A 23,474-nucleotide genomic window follows, 5' to 3' on the forward strand; every position below is an offset into this window, starting at 1 on the left:
AAAGTGCGATCCCGCCCTGTGGTTAACCCTGTATTGATAATTATACTAAAGCCCTTTATGGTCTGCACAACTGGATGAAAACAAAAGAATATAATTGCCCATGAAAAAGAAAATCTTACCTATCCCTCTGATTCTACTGATTCCAATTGTCATGCTGGTTGTGGTGATAGTAGCGGGTATTTATCGCTTTAGCTTAAGTGATGAAGAGATCTTGGCGAAGTTTCCTTCTTCTCAAGTGAGTTATGACCCAGTCGTAGAAACCGTTTTTGATTTGAAGACGACCAATCCATGGACAATTAAAGTTCCTGAGACTAACGCCTACGCTTTTATCAATGAAGTTGATGAGCCTAGAGCCATCGCGTTTGGACGCTATGACTCAGGTGTTGAGCGCGGTGTGGTAACGGTAGACACCAATAATCTTTCAGCCGCCACGTTGGGCAAGGCGAGTTTCTTTGTCGCGCCGATGTGGATATCTAACCAAGGCAGCGGTGTTTTCTATTATCTAGGCCTGTTTAAGCATGACCAGCAACGAAGCCGTGTGGTGTTAGTCGACCAACTTTTACTGGGTGATCGTATACAAATTCAGACATTGGAGGTAGCTCAGCAGCCAGGTTCGCAATCACAGAATAAACTTACTGGGGAAGGTTTTATCGGCTTTACTCAGCATTCTGCGGAACAATCATTTGCAGAACCCCCTTCTGAAAAGGTGTTAATGAGTTTTTCTTTTGATACGCAATCAATTGGTAAGCAATAACGTTTTCGTGAATGTAAGGATCTGTTGTTTATGTGAGCCAAATTACATATTATCTTAGTTAGATGAATGAAATTTAGACACAGTTAGCTTTGTGTCCGCTTATTATTACAAATGGAGCTTGCGAATGATTAATAAACGTTTTTTTAAGACGAAAGATGAAGTTGAAGTGACCTTCGAGCTAGAAGCTCAAGAAGCGAACTCTGTATCCATCGTTGCTGACTTTCTTGATTGGAAAGCCACCCCAATGAAAAAACTGGCCAAAGGGAAGGTTTACAAGTTTAAAACTCGTCTACCTAAAGATGGCGAGTTTCAATTCCGCTACCTAGTTGATGACCAACAATGGGTGAACGATGCGAATGCTGACCGTTACATCCCAAATGAGTTTGGTGAAGACAACTGCTTAGTGTCGACGGTTAACGCATAGTCTTTGTCTTAAAATCAGCGACTAATTCGCTTCGTTTATTAATTATTCGAAACGGGATAACGTCAACCAATAGAAAGCAGAAACTAGCCGTTTCTGCTTTTTTATTTTTAAATTTAGCGGTTAATTTTATTTCTCATCTAGTGGCTCTTCATCTACGGCAACTCAATGACTTAGGCTAAGTTGGGAAGATTCACATCATATTATGACAATGCATTGATGATTTATGCGTTTGAAAAGCATATCCTATGCCTTTATATTGTAGAAAGACCTGTTTACCGTGTATTCAAAAATATTTTCCTCTCCGTTTTCCGAGCTTTCACCTGTAAAAAAAGTAGCTATTTTAGGACTGCCACTTATTGCTGCGATTGGTGTTGCTTTGCAATCGTCACAATCGGATCTGACGAAAACGATCGATCTTGATTTGCCCGACTCAACCGTTATTGAGTCAATTCTGTCACCATCTTCTGTTACCGTTATTGAGCCGCCAACGTTTGAGTACCAAATTCAAACGGGCGATAACTTGAGTAGCATCTTCACTCAGCTTGGATTTTCTTACAAATCGATGATGAGCGTGATGGAAACTGATTTGAACTTCCTTGCTTTAGATACGCTTCGTCCGGGTAATACATTACGCTTTTGGCGTGATGAAGCGACCGGCGACCTTTCTAAAATGGAACTTCAATTTAGCGTCGCGGACAAAGTGGTTTACCGATTACTTGATGACGGCAGCTACGAATTCGATGACATCTCTATTCCTGGTGAATGGAAGCAAAAACCTTTAGTGGGTGATATTCAAGGCAGCTTCTCTATGTCGGCGAACAAGGTTGGCCTGAGCAGTCTTGAGATTGACCATATTGTGACTCTTCTTAAAGATAAGCTGAACTTTAGCCGAGACCTACGTGCTGGCGATCAGTTTGAAGTGCTTCAAAAAGCGCAATATGTTGATGGTGTTGCAACCGGAAAACGTGAAAATGAAGCAATTAAGATCATGAATCGTAACCGCGTTGTGTCAGCATACTTACACACTGACGGACAATATTACGATGCTAATGGCGATAGCTTACAACGTGCTTTCCAACGTTACCCAGTGAGCAGTAGCTGGCGCCAAAGTTCTCAGTTTAACCCTAAGCGCTTACACCCTGTGACTGGCCGCATTTCACCGCACAACGGTACGGATTTCGCGACACCAATTGGCACACCTGTTCAAGCAACGGGTGATGGCAAAGTGATCATGACGCGTAAACACCCTTATGCGGGTAACTATGTGGTGATTCAACACGGTAGCACTTATAAAACGCGCTACTTGCACTTAAGCAAGATCCTTGTTCGTAAAGGACAAACGGTATCTCGTGGTCAACGTATTGGCCTATCGGGTAAAACGGGTCGAGTGACAGGTGCTCACTTGCACTATGAACTGATCGAACGTGGTCGCCCTGTTGATGCGATGAAAGCGAATATCCCAATGGCCGATTCTGTGCCTAAAAAGGAAAAAGCGACATTCACAGCCGCGAGAGATGAAGCCGACAAGCTATTGAAGGCAGCGTTAGAAACGCGCAATCTAGCAATGGTTAATAATGCTAGTAAGTAGCTAGCCATTAAACTGTTTTAAAGCCGCAAGAGCATCACAAAGCACAGTCAGTGTTAAGTGATGCTCTTGCGGCTTTTTAGTTCTCAATAGAAGGTTCGGTAAGGGTTTAAACTAAAGGCTCTGAGTGCGCGACATAGCTAACGATAGCTTCAGGCCGCATTGGAGGTGAGTAGAGGTAACCTTGGATCTTGTCACATCCCATCGCGTGCAGCTTTTCTAATTGCTCACGCTTCTCAACACCTTCCGCAACCAAAGATACATCGAGTCTATGGGCCAGTTGAACAATCAGCCATACTACGCTCTCTGAGGTCGAACTAGTTAACAAGTCTCGAATAAAGGTCGCATCAATTTTAATGCAATCGATAGGGTAGCTGTGGATGTAGTTCAAACTGGAGTAGCCTGTACCAAAGTCGTCGAGTGCAATCGTGAAGCCTTGTCCTCTCAGAAAGTTAAGCGCGGATTTTGTCTCTTGTGTTGGCGATAACAGAACGGTTTCGGTTAACTCGATAACAAACTCATTCGCCTTAAAATGGTGCTGTTCAATGGTTCGAGTCAGGTAGGATATATAACGTTTCGAATCAGTAAGCTCGTGCGCAGAGCAGTTGATTCCAAGTTTAACCTTGTAGCCCAAGCCTTGCTCTAGTGTGGTTTTAGCGCGGCACACCAATTCAATAATGCGTTCACCTAATTCGACAATCAGCCCTGACTCTTCTGCCACTTGAATAAACTCTACGGGTGAGATGTCTCCATGTCTGGCGGTTTTCCAGCGAGTCAGTACCTCGAAATATTCCCATTGCGTTTCACCTTGACCCACAATCGGCTGTACCACTACGTACATTCCATTGCTGTCGGGGATATAGCTTTGTGAAATTGGGTTTTCCAGCTCACTTCGTAGCGCTGCGACTAGCTCGGTTTTTCTTTGGTAACGAACTCTTAAGTGAGTGTCATAACATTGAATATGAGTATCTTGGCTGTGTTTACACTCTTTAAGCGCCAAGCTGGTATTGAAGATGATTTGCTCAACGTCTTTGTTGTCTCCATCCGAACTGGCAATACCGATGCTGACGTCGAAATCTATCTTGATATCAACGCTACTGTAGCCCTGCTTAATTTTGGCCAGTATTTGTTCGCACACGGCTATCGGATCAGAATGGTAGGTGATGAAGGCGAACTCGTTGCCAGCAGTCCGGAAAGTCAGGTTGCTTTCAGGTAAAGTTCGGCGCAATATTTCTGCGACAAACTGCAGCACCTTGTCGCCAATATAATTACCGTGCATATCATTAATGGCTTTGAAGCTATTGATATCGAGTAAAGCCAATGTAAACGGAGTGACGCTCTGTTGAGTAATCGACTCTAAGGTATCTGATAAACAGCTTCGGTTGAGTAACCCGGTTAGGCTGTCGTGTGACACCTCATAACTAAGCTGATTTACAAGTTGTTCGGAACGATCGTTAAACCACATTTCACGCAAGGTGTGGATGATGATGTCGGCGAACAATTGATGGTGCTTTACCACGTCTTGTTGCTGGTCAGGGCTAAGAGGCGAGGTGAACGTTGAAAACAGCACGCCCATCACTTCGCCACTTTGAGTTTGAGTCGGGATCGCGATGGAGTTTTGTGAGGTGATTTCCTGCCTAAATGCCGATGTTGGCAATGACTGGACGATGTACTGAGAAAATGAGCAATCTGGGTGTCTTTGATTGACGGCTTGTTGGTAGATGTGACCATGGCGCGCATTGATTTTGTCATGTAATACATGATCAGAATGGGCGATCACCAAAGGAACGGTTTGGTCAGGGAAGTACTTCTTCTCAATGATGCTAGTGTATTGAGTATCAAAGGTCTGATGTAAAGTAAGCACAGCTGACTCTAAAAGGTCGATACCTTCCAATTTCAGCAAACGGCCAATGCGCTCTGTGTCTATCATGCTATTGTGCGTATGTTGAGTCATAGCCACTACCCCTAGTTAACCAGATTCACTGTGTAAGCGGTATACGTATTATCTTGTATATGTGCGAATTTGTATAATCTATATGCGTCAAGTTTATTATTGGCCGTGTTGTATAACTTTTCAAATTAAAATGTGACTTATTTCACAGAGCTTGCGTGCTACGCTCTTTGTCTAGCCTGTCTTTCAGATGGTCCAAAAAGAGCTTGGTTCGCGTGTGCGAGTAATCAAGCTTAGGGTAGTACGCGTAAACCATCACTTCGTCGGCGGTAATATTTGGCAATACTGGAACTAATGTCCCTTGCTTTAGATCCTCTTTGATCATCGCTTTGATGGTTAACAGTACGCCCATTCCTCGCTTCGCAGCATGAAACAAAGCCTCTGGATTGGTGGTCGCAAAGTTACCATTGAGGGTGATGCGTTGCCCTTTGGTGAGTGTGACTTCTCGGGTAGGGCGCTCTCCCCAAATCAAAGAGTTGTGTTGTTCTAAGTCCTGCTCGTTGGCGGGGTAACCATGTTTAGCTAAATAGCTTGGCGCTGCATAGAAGCTGGCTTTGTGTTCAAACAGCGGTGTTTTCTTGAAGCTTAATGAGTTGAGTTGTTCTAGTTCACGACTGATTACCAAGTCCAAGCCAAGTTCGGGTAATTGACCGGGCGTAGTGGTGATGAGTTGTACCTTAATATCAGGGTACTTTTCTAAGAAGTCGTCCATGTATTGCACCAGAAACTTAGAGCCAACCGCAATCGTAGCGCCAATCTTTAATAGGCCTGCTGGGGTTTGGTTAACCGAGCGAGTCTCATCAATAATGGACTGCCAATTGTCGAGCTGATCCTTGGCTCGCAGGTAAAAGAGCGCACCTGCTTCGGTTTGGCTAATTGATCGCGTGGTGCGCTTTAACAGTTGGGTGCCTATGCGCTCTTCTAGCCAGTTCACTCTTTTGCTGATCGCCGAGCTGGTGGTGTTAAGTTTTCGAGCAGCACCATTGAAGCTACCTTCTTCCACTACTCTGACATAGCTTTTTACGTTAAGAATCCAATCCATATTATTTCCTGTTAGGACTTAATAAAATTCCAATTTAGCTAATTATCAATTATTGGTTTTGAATGTAAACTCATCTAATGAACAAATATCAAACGAATAGGGAATTTTTTGAGCCAATCGACCTTTAAAAAAACGCCGTTACTCTTAGCAATGATGATTATTGCTACGGGGCAGGTGGGTGTGAGCATCTACTTGCCAGCATTGCCGTTAATTGCTTCTGACTTAAGTGCTACTCAAGTAGATGTACAGCTGCTCGTCACGCTGTTTCTGGTGGGTTTTGGCTTGTCTCAGCTATTTTACGGACCGATGTCCGATGCGGTGGGAAGAAGACCTATTTTCTTGTTAGGTCAGGGTGTTTATTTGATTGGTACAGTCGTTTGTGTTGTGTTTTCTGACAATATGACGGCGCTAGAAGTTGGTCGCTTGCTACAAGGTTTAGGGGCGGGTAGTGCCTCGGTTCTTGGGCGAAGTGTGCTTCGTGACAGCTATGATGGTTCACAGCTTACCAAAGCGTTGTCTTATATCTCGATCACCGCGTCGATTATGCCGATCATTGCGCCGGTATTCGGTGGTTGGATTTCATTTCACCTCGGTTGGCAGGCGGTGTTCCTGTTCGTTTTATTGTATCTACTAGCGATATTCACACTGGGTTACTTTGTTCTGCATGAAACTTTGCCATACGGAAAGAGCCGCTTTGATGCGTGCCAAGTGGTGAATAACTACGGACGCTTGTTGACCAATCGCCAAGTGTTGACCAGTGCCAGTTACAACTGGATGAGCTACAATGGCGAGTTTGGTATCGCTATCGTTGTTTCCATTCTTAATGCAAGAGCAATTGGGGCTGACCGCCGCTGAATATGGTTCATTAATGATTGTCCCTTCGGCAGGCTTACTGATAGGTAGCGTCGCTTTAAACTTACTCAATCGTAGGTTTAGTACGCCCCAACTGATGAGCCTAGCTATTTTGATTATCTTGGCATCGGGAACTTGGCTTCTTACTCATGAGTTATCCATCTTTAACTTAGTTTGGGCGTTTACTTGGTTGGCGATAGCACAAGGCATCTCGTTCCCATTATCAATCAGCATGTTATTAGAACCTCATAAGAAACAAGCGGGCGCAGTGTCGGCATTGTCTGGCTCAATTCAGATGTGTTTAGCGGGTTTATTGGGTGGGTATCTGGTAGAAAGTTGGGTCACGACTCATCTACAGTTAGGCGTGTTCTACCTCATTATTGGCGCAGCCATGGGCGGAGTGCTTTGGTCTTCAACCAAAATGAACAACAAAGGCGATACTGTTGAAGTGGAATATAGCTAAACACTAAATTCACTATCGTTTAACGCACCATCGTTAATACGTTGTATTTGTGCTGATGGTTTTCTACAATGCTTCGGTCCATTGAATAGGTAAGAACAAAATGCAGCAAAATGAATTTGAAGTACTGGTAAAAGCTATCTGCGCACTAGATGGCCTGCCTCAAGCGCTTGAGCTATTGAAATCTAATGAGGATACAGAAGTCGCTGAGGCTGCTGCATCACTGACTGGTCAATTTGCACTTGCTGAAGTGGAAGGCGAAAAGCGTATTTACCACGTGACGCTTCAAGAAAATGAACAAGGCGAAGAGCAAGAGTACATCGAACATGTTATGAATGAAGGCGATGACTTAATCAAATTTGCAGCTTGGTTCTTTGAAACGATGTTTGAATTGAAGCAAAAAGACACATACCAAATTGCCGGTAAAACTTACAGACAGCCAAAGCGCAGCTAGGTTTCTCAGTAAAGCATTTTAGAAAGCAGCTCTATTGAGCTGCTTTTTTTATCAGTGTCTAAATCAATGTCTTGGGTTGTTATTAGGAATGGAGCATTAAGCTCAAACCAGAATTTAGGTTAACTCATTGATATACAAAAACAATGCTGATTAGCACAGAGACAAAATTAGGCTAATTGCAAATGAATGCTTAATATTGCATTAAAGTGTGATTTAGATCTTGTTTTTGGGCGTTTTAAGTGTAGAATCCGCGCTAAAGAAAGTTGATTATGTGCGGAGATAAGCATGAATTACGAACTAGGCCACGCATACCTTGGTCAAATGGCAGCAAAAAACATGATGCACGAAGCATTGTACGGCACTTCAAAGCCAAAGAAACCATCGTTCTTTAAGCGAATGATGAAGAAAATGGCTAAATAAGCATTTTCAAAAACGGAATTTTAAAAGGCCTTAAACTCGATGAAGTTTAAGGCCTTTTTCGTTTTAGCGATTGGTGAAAGTTATCGCTTTGTTTTGTTGTGGATGGACACAAAAAATACCAATTAAGCTTCTGACTAATGGCTTTTAATGAACTCAGCCAGCAGATTGATTGGATAAGTCGACCACATTATTAGGGATGCTATCTAAGCCATTCTCTTTCATCCACGCTTCTAAGTTATCGGCACCACCGATGTACTTACCATCAAGCCAGATCTGCGGGACGGTGACCGGTGTTTTCTCACCAATGTGTGCTTTTACCTCTGGAATCATACGGTACAAAGCGGCGCTGTCTTTTACGACATCGTGGTATTGGTATTCAACACCCGCTTCATCCAGCATTTTCTTCGCTTTAACACAGAATGGGCAGGTCGCCTTACCATAAACGATGTTGCCTTTTAGGCTGTCTCGTTTGGTCCACTCTTTGATCACCGATTGGATTAACACACCGCGATTCAGCGCTTCACCTTGGCTGACCACTTTGCCTTCAACAACAAGGATTGGAGCATGCCAAGAGCCTAGTTTTAGCGGCTCCCACCAGTGAGACAACCAATCTTTCACTTCCAGTTCGACATCGACATCGGCCAACTCATTCTCAAAAGTATCCTTCAGAATGTCTTTGGTAAGGGTACATTCTCCACATGGGATGTTAACTTTAAATGGACCCCAGCTGCCTGCCCAACGGTATAGTGTAATCTTGACTGGTTTCTTCATGGTTACGGCCTCGTTTGAATTCTCTTATCCATATAGAACGGACTGTCGAACTATTTATTTCACCAACCTTAAACTTTCTTCACTTTTGAAGGTTTTTTAGTTTCCCAGTGCGTTATAAATGCAACTGACGCAATAATAATAGCAGCCCCTAGCCATAAACGACCCGGTGGAACCCAACTAAATACAATCCAACCTGCTAAAACGTTTAGCGGTAATTTGGCGTGGTCAAAAGGTTGCACAAACGAAGCATCAGCGACCGAGTAGGCTTTTACTATCGCCCATTGAGCGAGTGCCGTCATAACACCGATAACAATCAAGATAGCCCAAATTGTACCGCCGCTTGGCGTCTGCCAATCTGGCGCGGCAAGCAGGATGTTAAATGGTGTGATTAATAGCAGCAGGTAAACCACCATGGTTGAAGGGCTGTCTTGTGAAGAGAGCTTTTTCACCATCAGTGAGTAGCATGCCCAGAAGAAAGCGGCACCGACTGGTAATAACGTTGCCCAGTTAAAATCTTCAGCCCACGGCTCTAGAATCACCATCGCACCCACGAAGCCTGCTAAGGTCGCGCCCCAGCGAGCAGCCCCAACTTTCTCTTTTAAGAAAAGCCCTGAACCAATGGTTGCAAACAATGGCGATGTCATGAGAAGGGCAATGCCTTGCCAAATTGGTACTGGGTAAGCCAGTGCCCATATCCAAAGTTGAATACCAATAACAGACAAGAAGACACGGAATACGTGCAATTTGAGGTTGTCGGTTTTTAGCGCGCGGCGAATACCCAGCGTTTTTAGGTAAGGAAGAATAGCGAATAACGCGATGGCGTATTGAATGACGGCAACGGTGGTAGAAGTAAGTCCGAAATGAATGCTAGCAATTTGAGTTAGGCTGTTAATAACGGCAAAGGCTAGGCCTGCGGTTAGCATCCAGCTAGCGCCTTGGATCGGATGGTGTTGTGACATGATGCTTCTAATTATTTGATGTGGTTCACCTATGATACGGATTTAGCACCACTTAACCAGAAAAAGCATTGATGAAGTCAGTCAGAATATTTGAATATGAAAAAAGGTTGAGCCATTGCCCAACCTTTTTAGTCTGTATCTAAAGTCGATTTAGATTAGAAGTCGTAACGTACACCTAGGCGAAGAGAGTCTTCACTTTGTGTTTCTAAACCTGCAACTTTTACGTCGTCTAGATTGTTTAATTGGTAAGCAACGTATGTACGGATAGATTTGTTGAACTTGTAAGTACCAGTCAGCTCAAAGAAGTCAGCTGTGTCTACAGTTAAGTTCTGTGTCGCGTCTTTTTCTTGTTTTTGGTACAAACCTGCCAGTTCAAATTGGTCTGTTAGCTTGTATTTAGCAGCAACTTCCACACCAGAGAACTCAGTTTTTGCTTTGTCGTCTAGGTCACCCATTGTGTAGGTTGCACCTAGGTATAAAGCATCCATTTTGTAGTTAATACCAGCAATCAATGCTGTAGCTGAACCATTACCAGTACCGTTGTCGTTACCTGAGTAACCAAGACCGAAACCTAAGCCCATCGGTAGTGTGTAAATGCCAGAGATACCGTAACCGTCAGTATCTTTGTCTTCACCAGCAATCAAACTTGCTTTAAGAGAAAGTGCGTCTGCGTCGTAAGCGTATACAAACGTGTTATTGATTTGCTCGTCACCTGCATTGATGAATGCTTTTTGGTCACCAGAGTAGATAGTAACATCCGACATTTCTGAGATTTGAGCTGCAGCTGTATCTTGACGACCTACTGATACTGCGCCGAAGTTACCTTCAAAACCTGCATACATGTAACGTTGCTTAAAGTTTTCAGTCTTACTGTTATCAGCAGAAGATTTCACGCTTTGTTCTGCTTCGTAGAAACCAAAACCAGATAGGTCGCTAGTGATTTCTGTAGTACCACCCACATTCAAACGTACACGGCTTTTGTTTTCCATTGTACCTTCAACTTCAGCACCACCTGAACCAATGAAATCACCACGGAATTCCGCACGACCACCAATCTTAAGCTCAGTACCGTCAGAGCTGTAAACTGTTGCTGCTAGAGATGAACCTGAAACTAGTGCTGCTACCACTGCAGAAGCTAGAACTGCCTTTTTCATAATCACTTACCTTGTATTTTAAAATCCGTGAGCAATGCGCTCTCCGTTTCGATATGAAGCTAATTTAGAGCAGATAAATTAAGCTTTCATTTCCATAAAATTACATTTTCGTGAATGGGGAACTTTTTTAAGTGTTGATTTTATTGCACTTTTACTTCATGCGACTGAGTGTTCTATGAATAGTTATACAAGTTGCGTGTATTTCAAAGGTCACATTGGCAAGTTTTACCTTGGAATCACGTATGTCGATGGTGGTGAATTTTGGCTGCGCTGAGAGCTTGTTAATCTGATTAACTGCTTGTACTGGTAAGGATATCCTCTATGATGCAAAAACTTAGAAGAGAATAGATTCTGCTCAACAATATGGAGACGTTGGATGAAAACAGAGTACTTAGGCGATGTTTTACAAGGTAGGCAGGTTATTGGCTCCTTGAATGTTGAAGACCTACCCGTTGGAGAGCACCAGTTTTGGTTTCAAGTCACCAGTGATGGGCTAGGGCAACCTAAGAACATGCCGGTTTCTGTTTTCAAAGGCAGTCAAGAAGGTCCTAAGTTGATGATCACCGCCGGTATTCACGGTGATGAGCTAAACGGAGTGTTGGCTGCACAGCAAATTATCAGGGACTTAGTCGGTAAAACGCTCAAAGGCACGGTAACGATTGTACCTACTGTGAATCTGTCTGGCTTGCTGAACCATAGCCGTGATTTCATCTCTTCGGATCCGGGTTCTTGCCCTGCTAATCTTAATCGACTCTTTCCGGGTGACGCGAATGGCTTGGCTGCGGAGCGCTTTGTTGCGTCTTTGTGGGAGCGTTTGCTTAAGCATAATGCCACCTTCGCCGTTGACCTCCACACTCAAACTCGTGGCGCAGTTTATCCACTTTATGTGTTTGCTGATTACCGCATAGAACAATGTTTGGAGATGGCGAGGCTGATGCAGCCCGATTGTGTTCTGAATGACCCTGGTGACCCAGGTATTTTGGAAACGGTTTGGAATCGAAGTGGAATTCCGAGCATCACGGTGGAAGTTGGGATGGGGAAATTTACTCAGCCTGACATGATTCAACGAGCGGTAGACGGTGTTTTTAACATGCTGTCTTATTATGAAATGTTCGAGGTTGAAATAAATCATCCCGAGAAAATGCAGCTGCCGAGTATGGATTGGATAGAGGGTAATGATGTGGTTTCTATCCGCGCTGATATTGGTGGTTTCGTATTGCCGCAGGTTGAGCTTTTGCAAAGTGTCGAACAAGATGATCTGCTCGCCATTCAATATGACGCTTTTGGTAATGAGTGTCGCCGTTATCACGCGCCGTCTGCCGGACGTGTCCTTAGCTATAACGTGGATGCGCTAAGGGAGCCGGGTGCGCTTGTTTGTCGCTTGCTGAGTTAAGGCTCAGTCGGTTGGACGTTTCCGTGTTAATGCACTGTGTTGTTATCTAAAACACGTAAAAAAAGACCGAGCTAGGCTCGGTCAAAGGACAGTTGTCTAGAGTAAGCACGTCTTGGACTCATCGAGAGAACTGCTTTTAGAGTAGCGAGGCTAGATTAAGAATCCATTGCAAGATAGTGACACTTCGACTGCTTTTCTATTTCAAAAATAATATTGAAAACATTATCTTAAACTCATCAAAAACCCGACTGCGAGTTACGCGAGTCGGCTTTTTATTACTTCTCTTTTGAATCTTTATCTCTATCTACACTCGATTAAAAAGCGTCATCCACGACCTCTTTTAATCGGTCGTAAGGCACATATCCTGGTAAAACATTTCCGTTCATCATCATGGTTGGAGTGCCCGTTAAGCCGAGTGCACTGAACGTTTGATGGTTAGTGGTTAGAACCTGGTTTTGTTCTTGAGTTGTTTTTAGTTCCGCCTCTGTTCCCGTCTTCTTGGCAACGGCTTCTAGTGAGCTTTTCGAGTGAATACCGCTTTTCGCCATCAGCAATCTATCAACTTCAGGGAATGCTTCTGGGTTATCTTTCCATACTTTCATCGCGTATAGCGCCGCGTTGGTGTCTAGCCCCGCAACTTGTTGTTGCTTAAACGATAAGTACACGTTGATCACTTTAATGTCGCTGTTTTCAGAGGCTAATTGAACCAAGCCTTTTTCCAAGCGCTTACAGTAAGGGCAGTTATAGTCGGTAAAGTTAATGATGACCGATTTACCATCTGGATTGCCAAGGATCGGGTGAGCGTCATTGTTGTATAACCAATCATGGCTTTCCGCTTGGGCTTTCTTCGCTTGCTCTTGACCTGCTACGTACTGCTCTAAACTGGTATGCAATCCAGAGATCGTCGATGGATTTTCCTTCAGGAATTGATTAATTTCTTCAAGTTGTTGAGTTTGTTCTTTGTTTAATTCTGCGAAGGCATTAGTACTCATTAATGAGCCTATAATCAGTGCGCTTATCAGATGCTTTTTCATATTGTCTTTTCTCTAATTCGTGATAATCGTGAGCGCTTATTGGGTTGCGCTCACATTAATATTGTTTGTTAAACTGGCTGAGTCGGTTTATTCACTTAGCTTTGCTCTGTTTTTCTTTGTGAGCGAGTTAGGCAAAGTAGGTTCTTAACCACAGCCCTATAGGAGAAGTAACGCCTGTTGCGATACTGCTGATCTTTCCGTCTTTGATGATGACGATGCTTGGAGTGACATTAACGCCCCAACTTCTGCTGATTGATCCAGAAAGATCATTGATAACAGGGAAGTCATACTCTTTTGCATCCAAGTAGCGCTGGACACGTTCGTCTGAACCAGACGATAGAGCGACTGAAACCACCTGATGGGAATCGCTAAAGCCATTGACGGTTGGGCTTACAAATTTGCAGGCACCACACCAAGTCGCCCAAAAATAGACAATGACTGGCTTACCATTTTTGCTTAGCTCGATAACATCAATATCTTCGCCTTGGAGCGATTGACCCACAATTGGAACCGCATCGCCCTGAGGCATACTTCTGCTGTGATAAAAGTCCATGACAAATGAAACCACGCCAACGATCAATATCATTGAAACCAGTTCCTTTCCCCACTTCTTAAGACGGCTTGGCTTTTTGGCCTCACCCTTTACAGCGTTGTCTTTAGTCGTGTTAGATTTATCTTCATTGTTGGGAGTCTTCATCAGTTATCTCGCAGCATCGATGGCTTGAACGACAGTGTCACTGTTGAGAATGACAGGCAGTGGAATGCCGCTTTTATAGCTCGGACCATAGACGATATTAAATGGCACACCAAATCGCCCATTACTTTGTAAGTATTGAGTGACATTTTCACTTGGTGTTGTCCAATCACCTTTCATCAAAACAATGTCTTCTTGCTGTAGGTGGCTGTAGACAGGGTCTTGAAGGATGACGCCGATCTTGTTGGCTTTACAGGTGATACACCAATCAGCAGTCACATCAACAAACACCGTTTTGCCTTCATCAACTAACTGAGGGATTTGCTTCGCATCCAGCTTTTGCCAAGCGAGATCGTCAACAATCGGTGTCGCCCAGTTATCAGCGGTGACACTACCGACGATCAATGCAGCACCAAACACCAAGGTTGTGGTTGCGACGATAGGAATAAGCACCTTGCGACCCAACTTACGGCCAATCCAAACCAATACTGAAATCACGATAAATAGCGACAGCAGGATAGTTGGGAATTTACCAATGAATGGACTCAGAAGGCTTGTTAGCCATAGGCTGGTAATGAACATCATTAAGCCAAACACCAGTTTAACTTTGAACATCCACGCCCCAGGTTTTGGAAGCAATTTGGTTAGGCTTGGGAATAGCGCAAAGATCAACCAAGGCGCACTCATACCGATACCAAGCGCGATGAAGATAGCCCATAACTCTTGGTAGCTTGCTCCAAGTGCATAAGCAACCGCAGTGCCAAGGAATGGCGCGCTACACGGCGTTGCTAACAGCGTTGCAAACATGCCTTGAACAAAGTGGCCAGAATGTGAGTCATCGCCTTTGGTTGCCATCCAAGTGTTTAAACCTGATGGTAGTCTGAATTCGAATAACCCAAGCAGGTTAATCGAGAACAGCAAAGTGATGATCAGCATGAACCCGATGAACCAAACGTTTTGGAATTGGATTCCCCAACCAATCGCATTACCACCCATTTTTAGAGCAGTCATACCTAGAGCTAACAGCGCAAATGATGTAATGACACCTGAAGCAGAAGCTAAGAATGAGAGTCGAATATGACGATTAGATGCACCTTGGTTTTGAATGATGCTGTTTAATTTCATTCCTAAGACTGGCAACACACATGGCATGATGTTGAGGATCAAACCACCAATTAAAGCGAAGCCTATCATCGCCAAAAAGCCGTTGTTGCTTGTTTGGTAAGCGATCGGTTCTGAGCCAACTTTGGCCGTCATCTCTTCGGCGAAATTAGTGTCTGAAACGGTGACACTCACGTTACGGTCCGTTAAGTCGACTTCACCTATCCAGTTGCTCACATCAAATACGGCCGTCATTGTATTGTCTGTGATGTGGACGCTTGGTTGAGAGAAGAAGTCATCAATCACTTCTTGCCCGTCAATCAACACCATCGGCTTATCCCAGCCATTTTTACTTGTCAGCTGAGTAACCAGTTGCTGCTTGCTCTTGTCCCAAAATAGACCATTGACTGAAGTGCGATTAGCTTCTCGTGGAGATTGGCTCATGCCTTGGTTGAACAAGAACATCGCTTCTTCATCGAGCGCTAAAGTTTGTGGGTCAATCGGCAGTTCGATATCGTAATCGGTTAACACACAGATATTGGTACACGACGGAAAGGTAAACGATGCCCTGAATATCGCAGGCTTCATGTTGTCTTTCAGGGATAAAGTGACAGGAAAGCTGACATGTTTTTTGTAGCCTAACGTCATGACGTCAAGCTGCTCGTAGTATTTAGGTATCGGCCAGTGCCACTCTACTGACTCAATGTTTGTTGAACCAGACCAGTCCCAGCTTGGCGGAATGCCACCTTCGCCTGGGCTGCGCCAATAGGTTTTCCAGTCGCCGTCGAGCACGACATCGAGCACGGTTTGGATCTTAGAGCCGTCATCCGACTGTTCACCCGTCGACATCATTCGCATTTTAACAGGCGGATGCTCAGGCACACTAAGCCAGCCCGTTGTCTGTGCCAAGGCGGTAAATGACGTCATAACCAAAAGGGCAGTGACTAAGGTTTTCGCGCATGTACGCATAGAGAATGCCAATGAATCGACAAACTTAGTTAGTAGTGTGTTGTACACAAATGTATCTCCAAAAAATAAATAAAAGGGTGTAGTAGCCCGGTTATTTACTCTCTAAATATACAGTGCTTTAGATGCAATCGGTGTTTTGTCGGTCGAGTAGAGCGATGATTGTCTCTAGATAATCTCGAGATGTGAGGAGGTAAGTTAAACGCAACAGCAATAATAAGTACGAATGGGATCAGCCAGCCGGTTTTTGGGGCGGCAAAGGTCAGCATTTTCGAACTTAGGCTGCATGAATTTGAATTGGGGGACGTTAACATTTTTGAGGCTTCTAAGCCGAAAACGCTGGCGTATAGAGCAGCCATTTTTTCTGAAGAAGCGATGTTGGTTTGGGGATTACTGGTTTCTGTATGAGTTTGTGTGCCAACTAGGACTGATTGGCCATTAGCGGATGCAGATAACGATACTTTCTTGACGGCCAGAGTGCTCGCCAGACAAGTTACGATAACCAGTCCGGTAAGGAAGAGCGCCCAAAGCGAATGCTTTTGTCGGCGGTTCTGTGTGGATAAGAAAAGTAGCGATGTGTTCAGCAAATTAGTCAGTAATCAAATCTGTTAGTCGTTAAAGCAAGCTCATTGAATTGTGGTTAGCTTAGATAAGTTCTCTTCGTGCCACAAGTCATAAAATGGTTAAAGTGAAACTATGTATAAATGCGGGAAACGGCAGATACACGATAAAAGACGCATAAACACCAATTCACGCGAATACGACATTGAGCTGTAGCTAAAGTTCACAACAACTGAAAGTTATCGCTAATTATTCTGTATTGAGTGGTTTATTAACTATCAGGACGGGACAGGCGATACAAAAAAGCCCAACAGATCGTCAGTGAACGTGTTGGGCTTTAATCATTTATATATGATCTGACTAGTACGCAACACCAATACGTTGGCGTGGGAATTTGCCAGCTTCGACTTCATCAATCATCGCAATAGCGTAATCGCTGACTGAAATTTTGCTGTTACCATCTTCGTCGGTGAGCAGTTGATCGCCACCAGTGCGGTAGGTCGATAGTTTCTCGCCCGGGAATATTTCTGCGGCAGGGCTAACGAACGTCCAGTTAACTTCGCTATTAGATTGCTTGAACACTTCAAGAGCTTCGCCCTGTGCTAGCGCTTCGTTTTTGTAATCCGCAGGGAAGTCAGGAACAGTCACTAGCGGTACGTTTGGCGCTACTTCTAATGAGCCTGCACCGCCAACCCAAAGTAGACGTTCGATACCAATGCTTGGTAGTGTATCAAGCAGCTTAGTTGCTGTGCTTTTTACGATGTCGTGATTACCTAGAGCGCGTCCGCCAATCGAAGTAATTACTGCATCAACGCCGGATAGTGCGTTTGCTAGATTTGCGGCTTCGTCTTGTAAATCAAATGAACGAACTTCAATGCCTTGGGTTTCTACGCGGATTGCATCTCTTACAACAGCAACAACTTCATGTCCGCGAGCTTGAGCTTCTTGAGCGATGTGACTACCAATCCAACCTGATGCGCCTAATACTGCAATTTTCATAATGTTTCTCCAATTATCTAATTTATTGAGTCTGTTTCTCGACAGCCATTGCAGTCTAATAGCTCACTAGATTGCGATAAATATCGTAAAATGATGTAGATTGTATCTATATAGTTATCTAATAGACTTGGTTCAATGGATAAGAGAAAGTGTGATGGATAGATTGACGGCGATGCGTAGCTTTGTTGAAGTTGCGAATTGTGCCAGCTTCACCCAAGCAGCTGAGCATTTGGACATGAGTCGGTTGCAGGTTTCACGTCATGTTCAAGAGATAGAAGGGTGGCTGAAGCAGAGGCTATTACATAGGACGACTCGAAAGGTGAGCTTAACCGCGGCAGGGGAAATCGCTCTGCAGCGCTGTGAGAAGATCCTCCATGAGACCGCTGAGCTAGAAGTTACTTCACTCAATCAAACCGATGATCTTTCCGGAACCATTCGAATTGCAGCTCCGATTGGTTTAACTCAGCACATGTTGTTGGATGTGGTCGAACAGTTCACCGAGCGCAACCCTAATATCACGGTCGAACTGTTTGCCTCAGACCGCTTTACTCAGCTGGTGGATGAGAGGATCGATATTGCACTTCGTTATACCGATCAACCTGATGATAGTTTGATTGCACGAAAGCTAATGGTTATTGATTCAGTGGTGTGTGCCTCGCAAGCCTACTTAGACAAACATGGTGAACCTGAAACGGTCGAGGCGCTTCGACAACACAATTGTTTTCGTCACTTGAATGTTTCTAAGTGGGATTTTGTTAAGGACAATCAACACTATTCAGTTGAGGTGTCTGGCACTATCAAGGCTAATGATGTTGGAGTGCTAACTCGCGCCGCACAGCACGGGAAAGGGGTAGTTCGTTTACCTTGTGACTTAGCCAACCCACTGATTGCGAATGGCAAATTGATACGAATATTGGATGAGTTTGTTTCGCCAAGCAGCGTGCTTTGGGCGGTGTATCTGTCTCGCAGCTATCAGCTTCCGGTTGTTCGTCAGTTTATTGATTTTGCGGCACAAGCTTGGGCTAGCGATATCAGGTCTGATGATGTTAGAAACTTCATAGGCAATGATACATAGCGACAAAAGTTAAAAGCCCATAAATACAAAAATCCGATATCAATGGTGATATCGGATTTGTAACTCAATAATTCAGAGTTCCAGCACGCTCTCCTCTCACGAAGTCTTTACATGTAATGGTGTACGGATAATCGGGTATTTATCACCTTTTCGTTGATGTCTGGTAAAGGCTGATACAAGCTTCTCGTAATGTCGGATAATACTTGGTCGTAAACTTGCGACACGACGCTAGAGATATCACTGGTTAATTCGTACATGCTATCTGCCGGTTGGGTCGCTTCGTTACTTGATGCGATCTCTGAGAGTGCATGCATCGCTCGCGTACAAACCGGTGACCCACTACTAAGAGGGCAGATAATCGATAATTGGTTAAGTTTGCGGTGTGTTTGAGATGCGTAGAATTTGAATCTCGCGTACTCCTCAGGCTTCTCCATATCAGGTATGCACATGCGTAACTTGGTCAGGATCTCCATGCAGTCTAAGATCTGTTGCCAATTCATGTGATACTCACGGCTCATGTCTTCTCGCTCAGACTGAATAAGCCAGATGATCATCACTTCATCCATTAAGAACATGCTGTGACGTATCGTTTTGCCATGAATCGATTGGTTACGCACCAAGCTACGGTTTTGCCAGTCGCTGTGCATGGCGATGAGCTTGAGGTGATAGATGCGATACATAGGGCGGCTATCAAACGACACATGGGACTGAAGCAGTTCAGATACTTCAAGTATGTTGTCGTAAATCTCGTTCACTTTGCGAATCGAGTCGCTAGACAACTTATAAGCTAGAGCATAGTGCGTTGCCGCGCGATGTTTGCGTGATAACAACAATAATTCTCTAAGCAGAACTAAGGTTTCAAACCTGTGTGATAGCGCTGTTTGTCTCTTCCTTGAGAAATGAAACAGGGCCGCAAGTACTAATAGGGATAAACCCACTGAAATAACTACAAACATATTCAACTCCTAATATTTGTATACCTATTTAGTGGTAGTGCAGACACCGTGCCAAAATAAATAAGTGTTATATTTCAGTTACTTATGATTTACCTGTAATTATGGATGATCAATGATGGTGCATGACTTCACCATTCTAGTGAATGTTTCTCATATTTTGCAGGATTTTTTGAGAGGTTAGTCGTGGGCGATGAGATGGAACTTAAATTTCAGTGTAGGAAATGAAGAAGGCCTCACCCTTTATATACTTTTAACTAGAAAAAGCAGTAAGAGTGAGACCTTTCAATGTTCATTTCTGAGTTTCGTTAGCTTAAGAGCTAAGCGTTTAGCACTAAACGTTACGCAAGCTTAAGGTCGAACTCAGTGCGGTACATAACCATATCTTCAATGGTCAGTACTGGCATGTTGTGAAGTTTGCCGAAAGCAACGATCTCTGGCGCTTTTGCCATTGTGCCGTCTGGGTTGGTTACTTCACATAGTACGCCTGCCGATTGAAGACCAGCCATTTGCATAAGATCCACAGTACCTTCTGTGTGGCCGCGGCGAGCAAGTACGCCACCTTTACGAGCACGTAATGGGAATACGTGGCCAGGGCGAGCAAGGTCAGTAGGCTTAGCTGTTGGGTTTGCAGCTGTCTTGATCGTTGTTACACGGTCAGCGGCAGAAACACCTGTTGTTACGCCAACTTTTGCTTCGATAGTGACGGTGAACGCAGTTTGGTTTGCGCTGTTGTTATCAACAACCATAGGTGGAAGTTCAAGTTGGTTTGCTTGCTCGTCGGTTAGACATAGGCACACAATTCCACTGCATTCGCGGATCATAAGCGCCATTTGAGCATTGGTTAGGTGTTCTACTGAGTAGATGATGTCGCCTTCGTTCTCACGATCTTCATCGTCAAGTAGAAGTACGCCACGACCTTCGCGCAGAGCTTGCAGTGCGTTTTCAACGCGAGTGATTGGTTCGCCAAATTCGGCAAGTAGTGAAGACTGATTCATGGTTAAACTCCTAAAATATCACCAGAATCAGGGCTGTATGAGGGATCTCAACCGAGCACGACAAAGCCTACTCATTACAAGAGGCTTTAGCTCATTATGGTTTTATCCAAAACGAAATGCACCCGTCTGAGTTGGAGGCATCAACCCAATAGATAGGTGCGCCTTTCCAACTTAAACGAGTGTGTTTCCATTCTCTCTCATCCGGACTATAACCGTCGGCTCTGGCATCTCACCAGATCTGCTGACCTCGACGAATCGAGCGCTCGCGGGCTTATCTTTAGATTTTGCTAAGGACATACCGCCGGTGGGGAATTTCGCCCCGCCCTGAGAATAAAAATTAATAATTTGTTTTGCTTTGAAAGCAGACCAGATGGTAATCCTTTCGATAGTGGATTTAAAGGACTGACAGCAAAGTTTTTCAGATTCTGGCCTTATAATCCGGTAAGTGTTCACTTTATCGGCAGACCTTGGCGTGTGGTGTATAGCGGTGCGCAGGCTATGTTTAGTGGGTTTTGATGTCTATATGTACACAAGTGGATGGTCTGGATTATTGGTGATGGCGTGACAGTTCATCAGCTCAATACTTAAGAGGCCCTTTAATCGATTATTGTTACACCATGACGGCTTACTGACCGTTTTGACATAAAATTGATATTGGCGATGCTAAGCTGCGATAGCATCCGAGCACTTTATCTCAAAGATCTTAGCCATGACTTCTCTGTTCTCTAACAAATCCAAAGGCTTATTACTGCTCGTTTTAAGCTTGTATTCTCTAGTGCCTTTTTTGATCTTTGGATCTGACTTCGACCTTGGAAGCGCGGTTCTGCCTTTCTACGGTGCTTTTATGACGTTCGTGACTTACTCGGCGGGTAATCAAGGGTTCTTGGTCACGCTCGCTGTTTTGTCTTTAGTCCTGCTCACGATGAAGTTTTCCAAAGCTAAGTTAGTCAGTCTTTGTCTGCAGCTCGGCTTGTTGTTGGTGCTTAGCTTTGCAGCGAAAACCTTCTTAAAGTATTCCACTGAGAGCCCTCGTCCTTATTCTGAGTATTTGGTAACGCAGGAAGTCGTTGAAATGCCAGAGCTGTTTTACGAGCTGCCTTTGGTAGAAAAAAATGCCGCGATTGAATCTGTGCAAGATAAGGTCAGCGAGTGGCGAACTCGTCATTGGCATGGAGAAACGGATTACTCTTTCCCATCTGGACATATGATTTTCGTCGGTGTGTGTTTGGCGTTCTTTGGTGGTCTTCTCCTAGAGGCGAAACGCTTTTATCTAGTCGGCGGTTTACTGGTTTGGGCTGGTGGTGTCGCCTATAGCCGTGTTTGGCTTGGCATGCATCGACCAGAGGACTTAGCCGGATCTATTGCCTTTGCGGGTTTGATCTATTTATTGGTGCCGCTTATCTCAGAGCAAAAAATAGAACGCTATTTACCTGCATTTTTGAAACAGACTTCTTAGGGATCCGTCCTCACTGCAAAAGAAGGGCTCAGATTAGCAGTACGTAATAAACGCTACTGATTGAGCCCTAGCTCTGCTTGCTTCTTTTTGGTTAGACCTAAGGACACAATTCGGTGTGACTCAATGAGATAGTATCTCAGCTCCTCATCCCTTTGTGGCGTGCTTTCAAACAGCTGAATCCATTTCATACCGCGTGAAGCAAAGTAGGGTGCGGGTTTATAGCCCGGCTCTTCTTTGAGAAAGTCGAAATTCTGATCGGACGCCTTGAAGATAAACGCAGGCTCATCTTTCGGTCCCCAACCACCAATCGCAAACACCTTGCCACCCACTTTCCAAACGTGCGAGTTATTCCACTGCATCACATAACTGGTTGCAGGCAGTGACTCGCAGAATGCGTTGAATTCGTCGTAAGTCATAGAGCGTCCTTTTATCTATTGGGTGTTTGTGTTGGTTTTCTAAGATGTCTTTCTTCTTCTTGTCTTTATCGCCAATAACTAGCCAGCTAAACCCTGCCAGATTGCCGTAAAGCCACTGAGAGAACATAGCAGTAATGAACCAATGCGTATCTTCTCTTTAGGGATGCTTTGTGTCGTCATTAACGCCACTTTGTAACCCAACCAAGCAGCAGGCAGCAAAGGTATAGTGATGATCAAGTGGTGTAGCGTGAAGAAGCCAATTGGGATCTGTACAACCAACGAAATGATCGAACTAAACACGAAAAACGCAGAAAGGTTACCACGAAGCTGATTGGCATCTTGGTGTTGTAATAGTAGTGCCATCGGCGGACCACCAATACCCGAGCTGGTGCCAAAGAACCCAGAAAAGAACCCCGCAATACCCATCTTAGTTGGGGTTGGTTCGAGTCTAAAGGGCAATAGGCTAACAATCACGGCAAATACTACCAATAAGCCCAACCATAGTGATAACACGCTCGTTGAAACCATCACCAACAAAGCACCACCTGCCAGTGACCCAGGAATACGGCCCAGCAATGCGATTTTTAATCCGCCAATAGAGATATTTGCTCGATGTTTAAAAGCGTTGAATAACGAGATAAACAGACCGATTAAACAGATAGGTGCAGGTACATAATCAGGAGAGACCAAAAACAGCAGTGGAGCTGCAACAATGGCCAAACCAAAGCCGATTGCGGTTTGCACAAATGAGCCGACAAAAATAAGTGCCATTGCGATAAGGACAGTCTGATCCATGTATTCCATAAGCCTGCGGATTAGTTTTAAAGGAGCGGGTGGATACTATAAATGAAAACCAAGAGAATAGTCTTATTATTCAGTGAGCTTTATGCCAGTTTCGCTAGTTATAGTTTCTATTATCGCGACCAACAAAAAAGCGAGTGAGTATCTCAGGATGCTTCCTTTCAATACTCACTCGCTTTATTGGAACGACTTGTTGTTTAC

21 protein-coding genes, 1 pseudogene and 1 riboswitch are annotated in these 23,474 nt (G+C 44.3%); of the genes and pseudogenes, 9 read left to right on the top strand and 13 right to left on the bottom strand.

Annotation, left to right across the window (positions count from 1 at the left end):
- Window positions 1–100: 100 nt before the first annotated feature.
- From AB4209_RS16635 to AB4209_RS16645, 3 genes are all read left to right on the top strand, one after another.
- On the top strand, window positions 101–754 hold the full coding sequence (locus AB4209_RS16635) for a hypothetical protein (protein WP_017064322.1): 654 nt from the start codon (window positions 101–103) through the stop codon (window positions 752–754).
- Between the two features lie 124 nt (window positions 755–878).
- Window positions 879–1,178, top strand: coding sequence for an isoamylase early set domain-containing protein (locus tag AB4209_RS16640; protein ID WP_009845720.1), 300 nt, complete (start codon window positions 879–881; stop codon window positions 1,176–1,178).
- Window positions 1,179–1,455: 277 nt separating this feature from the next.
- Window positions 1,456–2,766, top strand: a complete 1,311-nt coding sequence (locus tag AB4209_RS16645) for a peptidoglycan DD-metalloendopeptidase family protein (protein WP_372056522.1) — start codon at window positions 1,456–1,458, stop codon at window positions 2,764–2,766.
- Window positions 2,767–2,872: 106 nt separating this feature from the next.
- Here the strand turns inward: AB4209_RS16645 and AB4209_RS16650 are convergent, their stop codons facing one another.
- Together AB4209_RS16650 and AB4209_RS16655 are read right to left on the bottom strand one after the other, a co-directional pair.
- Window positions 2,873–4,717 carry a bifunctional diguanylate cyclase/phosphodiesterase gene (locus AB4209_RS16650; RefSeq protein WP_017068381.1) on the bottom strand — a complete coding sequence of 615 codons (1,845 nt, stop codon included), beginning with the start codon at window positions 4,715–4,717 and terminating at the stop codon, window positions 2,873–2,875.
- 142 nt (window positions 4,718–4,859) lie between these two features.
- Window positions 4,860–5,756 carry a LysR family transcriptional regulator gene (locus tag AB4209_RS16655; protein WP_017062741.1) on the bottom strand — a complete coding sequence of 299 codons (897 nt, stop codon included), beginning with the start codon at window positions 5,754–5,756 and terminating at the stop codon, window positions 4,860–4,862.
- Window positions 5,757–5,864: 108 nt separating this feature from the next.
- On the opposite strand from AB4209_RS16655, the pseudogene AB4209_RS16660 reads away from it, so the two are divergent.
- The 3 genes and pseudogenes from AB4209_RS16660 (at window position 5,865) to AB4209_RS16670 (ending at window position 7,942) form a co-directional block, all read left to right on the top strand.
- Window positions 5,865–7,071: pseudogene (locus tag AB4209_RS16660) on the top strand (multidrug effflux MFS transporter).
- Window positions 7,072–7,171: 100 nt separating this feature from the next.
- Window positions 7,172–7,522, top strand: a complete 351-nt coding sequence (locus AB4209_RS16665) for a hypothetical protein (protein WP_017057980.1) — start codon at window positions 7,172–7,174, stop codon at window positions 7,520–7,522.
- 285 nt (window positions 7,523–7,807) lie between these two features.
- Entirely contained in the window at window positions 7,808–7,942 is a 135-nt protein-coding gene (locus AB4209_RS16670) for a hypothetical protein (protein ID WP_010431176.1), read from the top strand.
- A gap of 153 nt (window positions 7,943–8,095) precedes the next feature.
- On the opposite strand, the gene AB4209_RS16675 is transcribed toward AB4209_RS16670, so the two are convergent.
- The 3 genes from AB4209_RS16675 to AB4209_RS16685 all read right to left on the bottom strand — a co-directional run bounded on the left by AB4209_RS16675 (window position 8,096) and on the right by AB4209_RS16685 (window position 10,826).
- Window positions 8,096–8,713 carry a glutaredoxin domain-containing protein gene (locus AB4209_RS16675; protein ID WP_017062739.1) on the bottom strand — a complete coding sequence of 206 codons (618 nt, stop codon included), beginning with the start codon at window positions 8,711–8,713 and terminating at the stop codon, window positions 8,096–8,098.
- A gap of 68 nt (window positions 8,714–8,781) precedes the next feature.
- Window positions 8,782–9,672: a DMT family transporter gene (locus tag AB4209_RS16680; protein WP_017062738.1), complete on the bottom strand. Its 891-nt coding sequence runs from the start codon at window positions 9,670–9,672 to the stop codon at window positions 8,782–8,784.
- Window positions 9,673–9,827: 155 nt separating this feature from the next.
- Window positions 9,828–10,826 (bottom strand): porin, encoded by a 999-nt coding sequence (locus AB4209_RS16685; RefSeq protein ID WP_372056525.1) that lies wholly within the window; start codon window positions 10,824–10,826, stop codon window positions 9,828–9,830.
- Between the two features lie 376 nt (window positions 10,827–11,202).
- On the opposite strand from AB4209_RS16685, the gene AB4209_RS16690 reads away from it, so the two are divergent.
- Window positions 11,203–12,219 (top strand): succinylglutamate desuccinylase/aspartoacylase family protein, encoded by a 1,017-nt coding sequence (locus AB4209_RS16690; protein ID WP_050632901.1) that lies wholly within the window; start codon window positions 11,203–11,205, stop codon window positions 12,217–12,219.
- Window positions 12,220–12,533: 314 nt separating this feature from the next.
- Here AB4209_RS16690 and AB4209_RS16695 read toward each other — a convergent pair whose 3' ends face one another.
- The 4 genes from AB4209_RS16695 to AB4209_RS16710 form a co-directional block, all read right to left on the bottom strand.
- Window positions 12,534–13,253 (bottom strand): DsbA family protein, encoded by a 720-nt coding sequence (locus tag AB4209_RS16695; RefSeq protein WP_372056527.1) that lies wholly within the window; start codon window positions 13,251–13,253, stop codon window positions 12,534–12,536.
- 127 nt (window positions 13,254–13,380) lie between these two features.
- Complete coding sequence (locus tag AB4209_RS16700; RefSeq protein WP_372056529.1) at window positions 13,381–13,950, bottom strand: redoxin family protein; 570 nt, start codon at window positions 13,948–13,950, stop codon at window positions 13,381–13,383.
- A 3-nt stretch (window positions 13,951–13,953) separates the two neighbouring features.
- Window positions 13,954–16,017, bottom strand: a complete 2,064-nt coding sequence (locus tag AB4209_RS16705) for a protein-disulfide reductase DsbD family protein (protein WP_372056537.1) — start codon at window positions 16,015–16,017, stop codon at window positions 13,954–13,956.
- Window positions 16,018–16,935: 918 nt separating this feature from the next.
- Window positions 16,936–17,574: an NAD(P)-dependent oxidoreductase gene (locus tag AB4209_RS16710; RefSeq protein ID WP_372056531.1), complete on the bottom strand. Its 639-nt coding sequence runs from the start codon at window positions 17,572–17,574 to the stop codon at window positions 16,936–16,938.
- Between the two features lie 154 nt (window positions 17,575–17,728).
- Between AB4209_RS16710 and AB4209_RS16715 the strand changes: the two genes are divergently transcribed.
- On the top strand, window positions 17,729–18,649 hold the full coding sequence (locus AB4209_RS16715) for a LysR substrate-binding domain-containing protein (RefSeq protein WP_372056533.1): 921 nt from the start codon (window positions 17,729–17,731) through the stop codon (window positions 18,647–18,649).
- Between the two features lie 107 nt (window positions 18,650–18,756).
- On the opposite strand, the gene AB4209_RS16720 is transcribed toward AB4209_RS16715, so the two are convergent.
- On the bottom strand, window positions 18,757–19,605 hold the full coding sequence (locus AB4209_RS16720) for a hypothetical protein (protein WP_017061692.1): 849 nt from the start codon (window positions 19,603–19,605) through the stop codon (window positions 18,757–18,759).
- Between the two features lie 338 nt (window positions 19,606–19,943).
- Window positions 19,944–20,600, bottom strand: coding sequence for a 3,4-dihydroxy-2-butanone-4-phosphate synthase (ribB, locus tag AB4209_RS16725; protein WP_017054827.1), 657 nt, complete (start codon window positions 20,598–20,600; stop codon window positions 19,944–19,946).
- A 185-nt stretch (window positions 20,601–20,785) separates the two neighbouring features.
- Window positions 20,786–20,936: riboswitch (FMN riboswitch) on the bottom strand.
- A 373-nt stretch (window positions 20,937–21,309) separates the two neighbouring features.
- On the opposite strand from ribB, the gene AB4209_RS16730 reads away from it, so the two are divergent.
- The gene (locus tag AB4209_RS16730; protein ID WP_102429225.1) at window positions 21,310–22,056 is read left to right on the top strand and encodes a phosphatase PAP2 family protein; all 747 of its coding nucleotides are present in this window, start codon (window positions 21,310–21,312) and stop codon (window positions 22,054–22,056) included.
- A 53-nt stretch (window positions 22,057–22,109) separates the two neighbouring features.
- Here AB4209_RS16730 and AB4209_RS16735 read toward each other — a convergent pair whose 3' ends face one another.
- Window positions 22,110–22,472 (bottom strand): MmcQ/YjbR family DNA-binding protein, encoded by a 363-nt coding sequence (locus tag AB4209_RS16735; protein ID WP_017061695.1) that lies wholly within the window; start codon window positions 22,470–22,472, stop codon window positions 22,110–22,112.
- Between the two features lie 78 nt (window positions 22,473–22,550).
- Window positions 22,551–23,276 (bottom strand): sulfite exporter TauE/SafE family protein, encoded by a 726-nt coding sequence (locus AB4209_RS16740; RefSeq protein WP_170963358.1) that lies wholly within the window; start codon window positions 23,274–23,276, stop codon window positions 22,551–22,553.
- Window positions 23,277–23,474: the final 198 nt, after the last annotated feature.

It is taken from the genome of Vibrio sp. 10N.286.48.C11, assembly GCF_041469805.1.
GTDB classification, from domain to species: Bacteria; Pseudomonadota; Gammaproteobacteria; order Enterobacterales; family Vibrionaceae; genus Vibrio; species Vibrio crassostreae_C.

Excerpts from the sequence above, each read along its gene's own strand:
- AB4209_RS16740 (WP_170963358.1), bottom strand. The coding sequence starts at position 23,276 with ATGGAATACATGGATCAGACTGTCCTTATCGCAATGGCACTTATTTTT.
- AB4209_RS16730 (WP_102429225.1), top strand. The coding sequence starts at position 21,310 with ATGACTTCTCTGTTCTCTAACAAATCCAAAGGCTTATTACTGCTCGTT.
- AB4209_RS16705 (WP_372056537.1), bottom strand. The coding sequence starts at position 16,017 with ATGCGTACATGCGCGAAAACCTTAGTCACTGCCCTTTTGGTTATGACG.
- AB4209_RS16735 (WP_017061695.1), bottom strand. The coding sequence starts at position 22,472 with ATGACTTACGACGAATTCAACGCATTCTGCGAGTCACTGCCTGCAACC.
- AB4209_RS16695 (WP_372056527.1), bottom strand. The coding sequence starts at position 13,253 with ATGAAAAAGCATCTGATAAGCGCACTGATTATAGGCTCATTAATGAGT.
- AB4209_RS16635 (WP_017064322.1), top strand. The coding sequence starts at position 101 with ATGAAAAAGAAAATCTTACCTATCCCTCTGATTCTACTGATTCCAATT.
- AB4209_RS16655 (WP_017062741.1), bottom strand. The coding sequence starts at position 5,756 with ATGGATTGGATTCTTAACGTAAAAAGCTATGTCAGAGTAGTGGAAGAA.
- AB4209_RS16720 (WP_017061692.1), bottom strand. The coding sequence starts at position 19,605 with ATGTTTGTAGTTATTTCAGTGGGTTTATCCCTATTAGTACTTGCGGCC.
- AB4209_RS16650 (WP_017068381.1), bottom strand. The coding sequence starts at position 4,717 with ATGACTCAACATACGCACAATAGCATGATAGACACAGAGCGCATTGGC.
- AB4209_RS16715 (WP_372056533.1), top strand. The coding sequence starts at position 17,729 with ATGGATAGATTGACGGCGATGCGTAGCTTTGTTGAAGTTGCGAATTGT.
- AB4209_RS16675 (WP_017062739.1), bottom strand. The coding sequence starts at position 8,713 with ATGAAGAAACCAGTCAAGATTACACTATACCGTTGGGCAGGCAGCTGG.
- AB4209_RS16670 (WP_010431176.1), top strand. The coding sequence starts at position 7,808 with ATGAATTACGAACTAGGCCACGCATACCTTGGTCAAATGGCAGCAAAA.
- AB4209_RS16665 (WP_017057980.1), top strand. The coding sequence starts at position 7,172 with ATGCAGCAAAATGAATTTGAAGTACTGGTAAAAGCTATCTGCGCACTA.
- AB4209_RS16690 (WP_050632901.1), top strand. The coding sequence starts at position 11,203 with ATGAAAACAGAGTACTTAGGCGATGTTTTACAAGGTAGGCAGGTTATT.
- AB4209_RS16640 (WP_009845720.1), top strand. The coding sequence starts at position 879 with ATGATTAATAAACGTTTTTTTAAGACGAAAGATGAAGTTGAAGTGACC.
- ribB (WP_017054827.1), bottom strand. The coding sequence starts at position 20,600 with ATGAATCAGTCTTCACTACTTGCCGAATTTGGCGAACCAATCACTCGC.
- AB4209_RS16700 (WP_372056529.1), bottom strand. The coding sequence starts at position 13,950 with ATGAAGACTCCCAACAATGAAGATAAATCTAACACGACTAAAGACAAC.
- AB4209_RS16685 (WP_372056525.1), bottom strand. The coding sequence starts at position 10,826 with ATGAAAAAGGCAGTTCTAGCTTCTGCAGTGGTAGCAGCACTAGTTTCA.
- AB4209_RS16710 (WP_372056531.1), bottom strand. The coding sequence starts at position 17,574 with ATGAAAATTGCAGTATTAGGCGCATCAGGTTGGATTGGTAGTCACATC.
- AB4209_RS16680 (WP_017062738.1), bottom strand. The coding sequence starts at position 9,672 with ATGTCACAACACCATCCGATCCAAGGCGCTAGCTGGATGCTAACCGCA.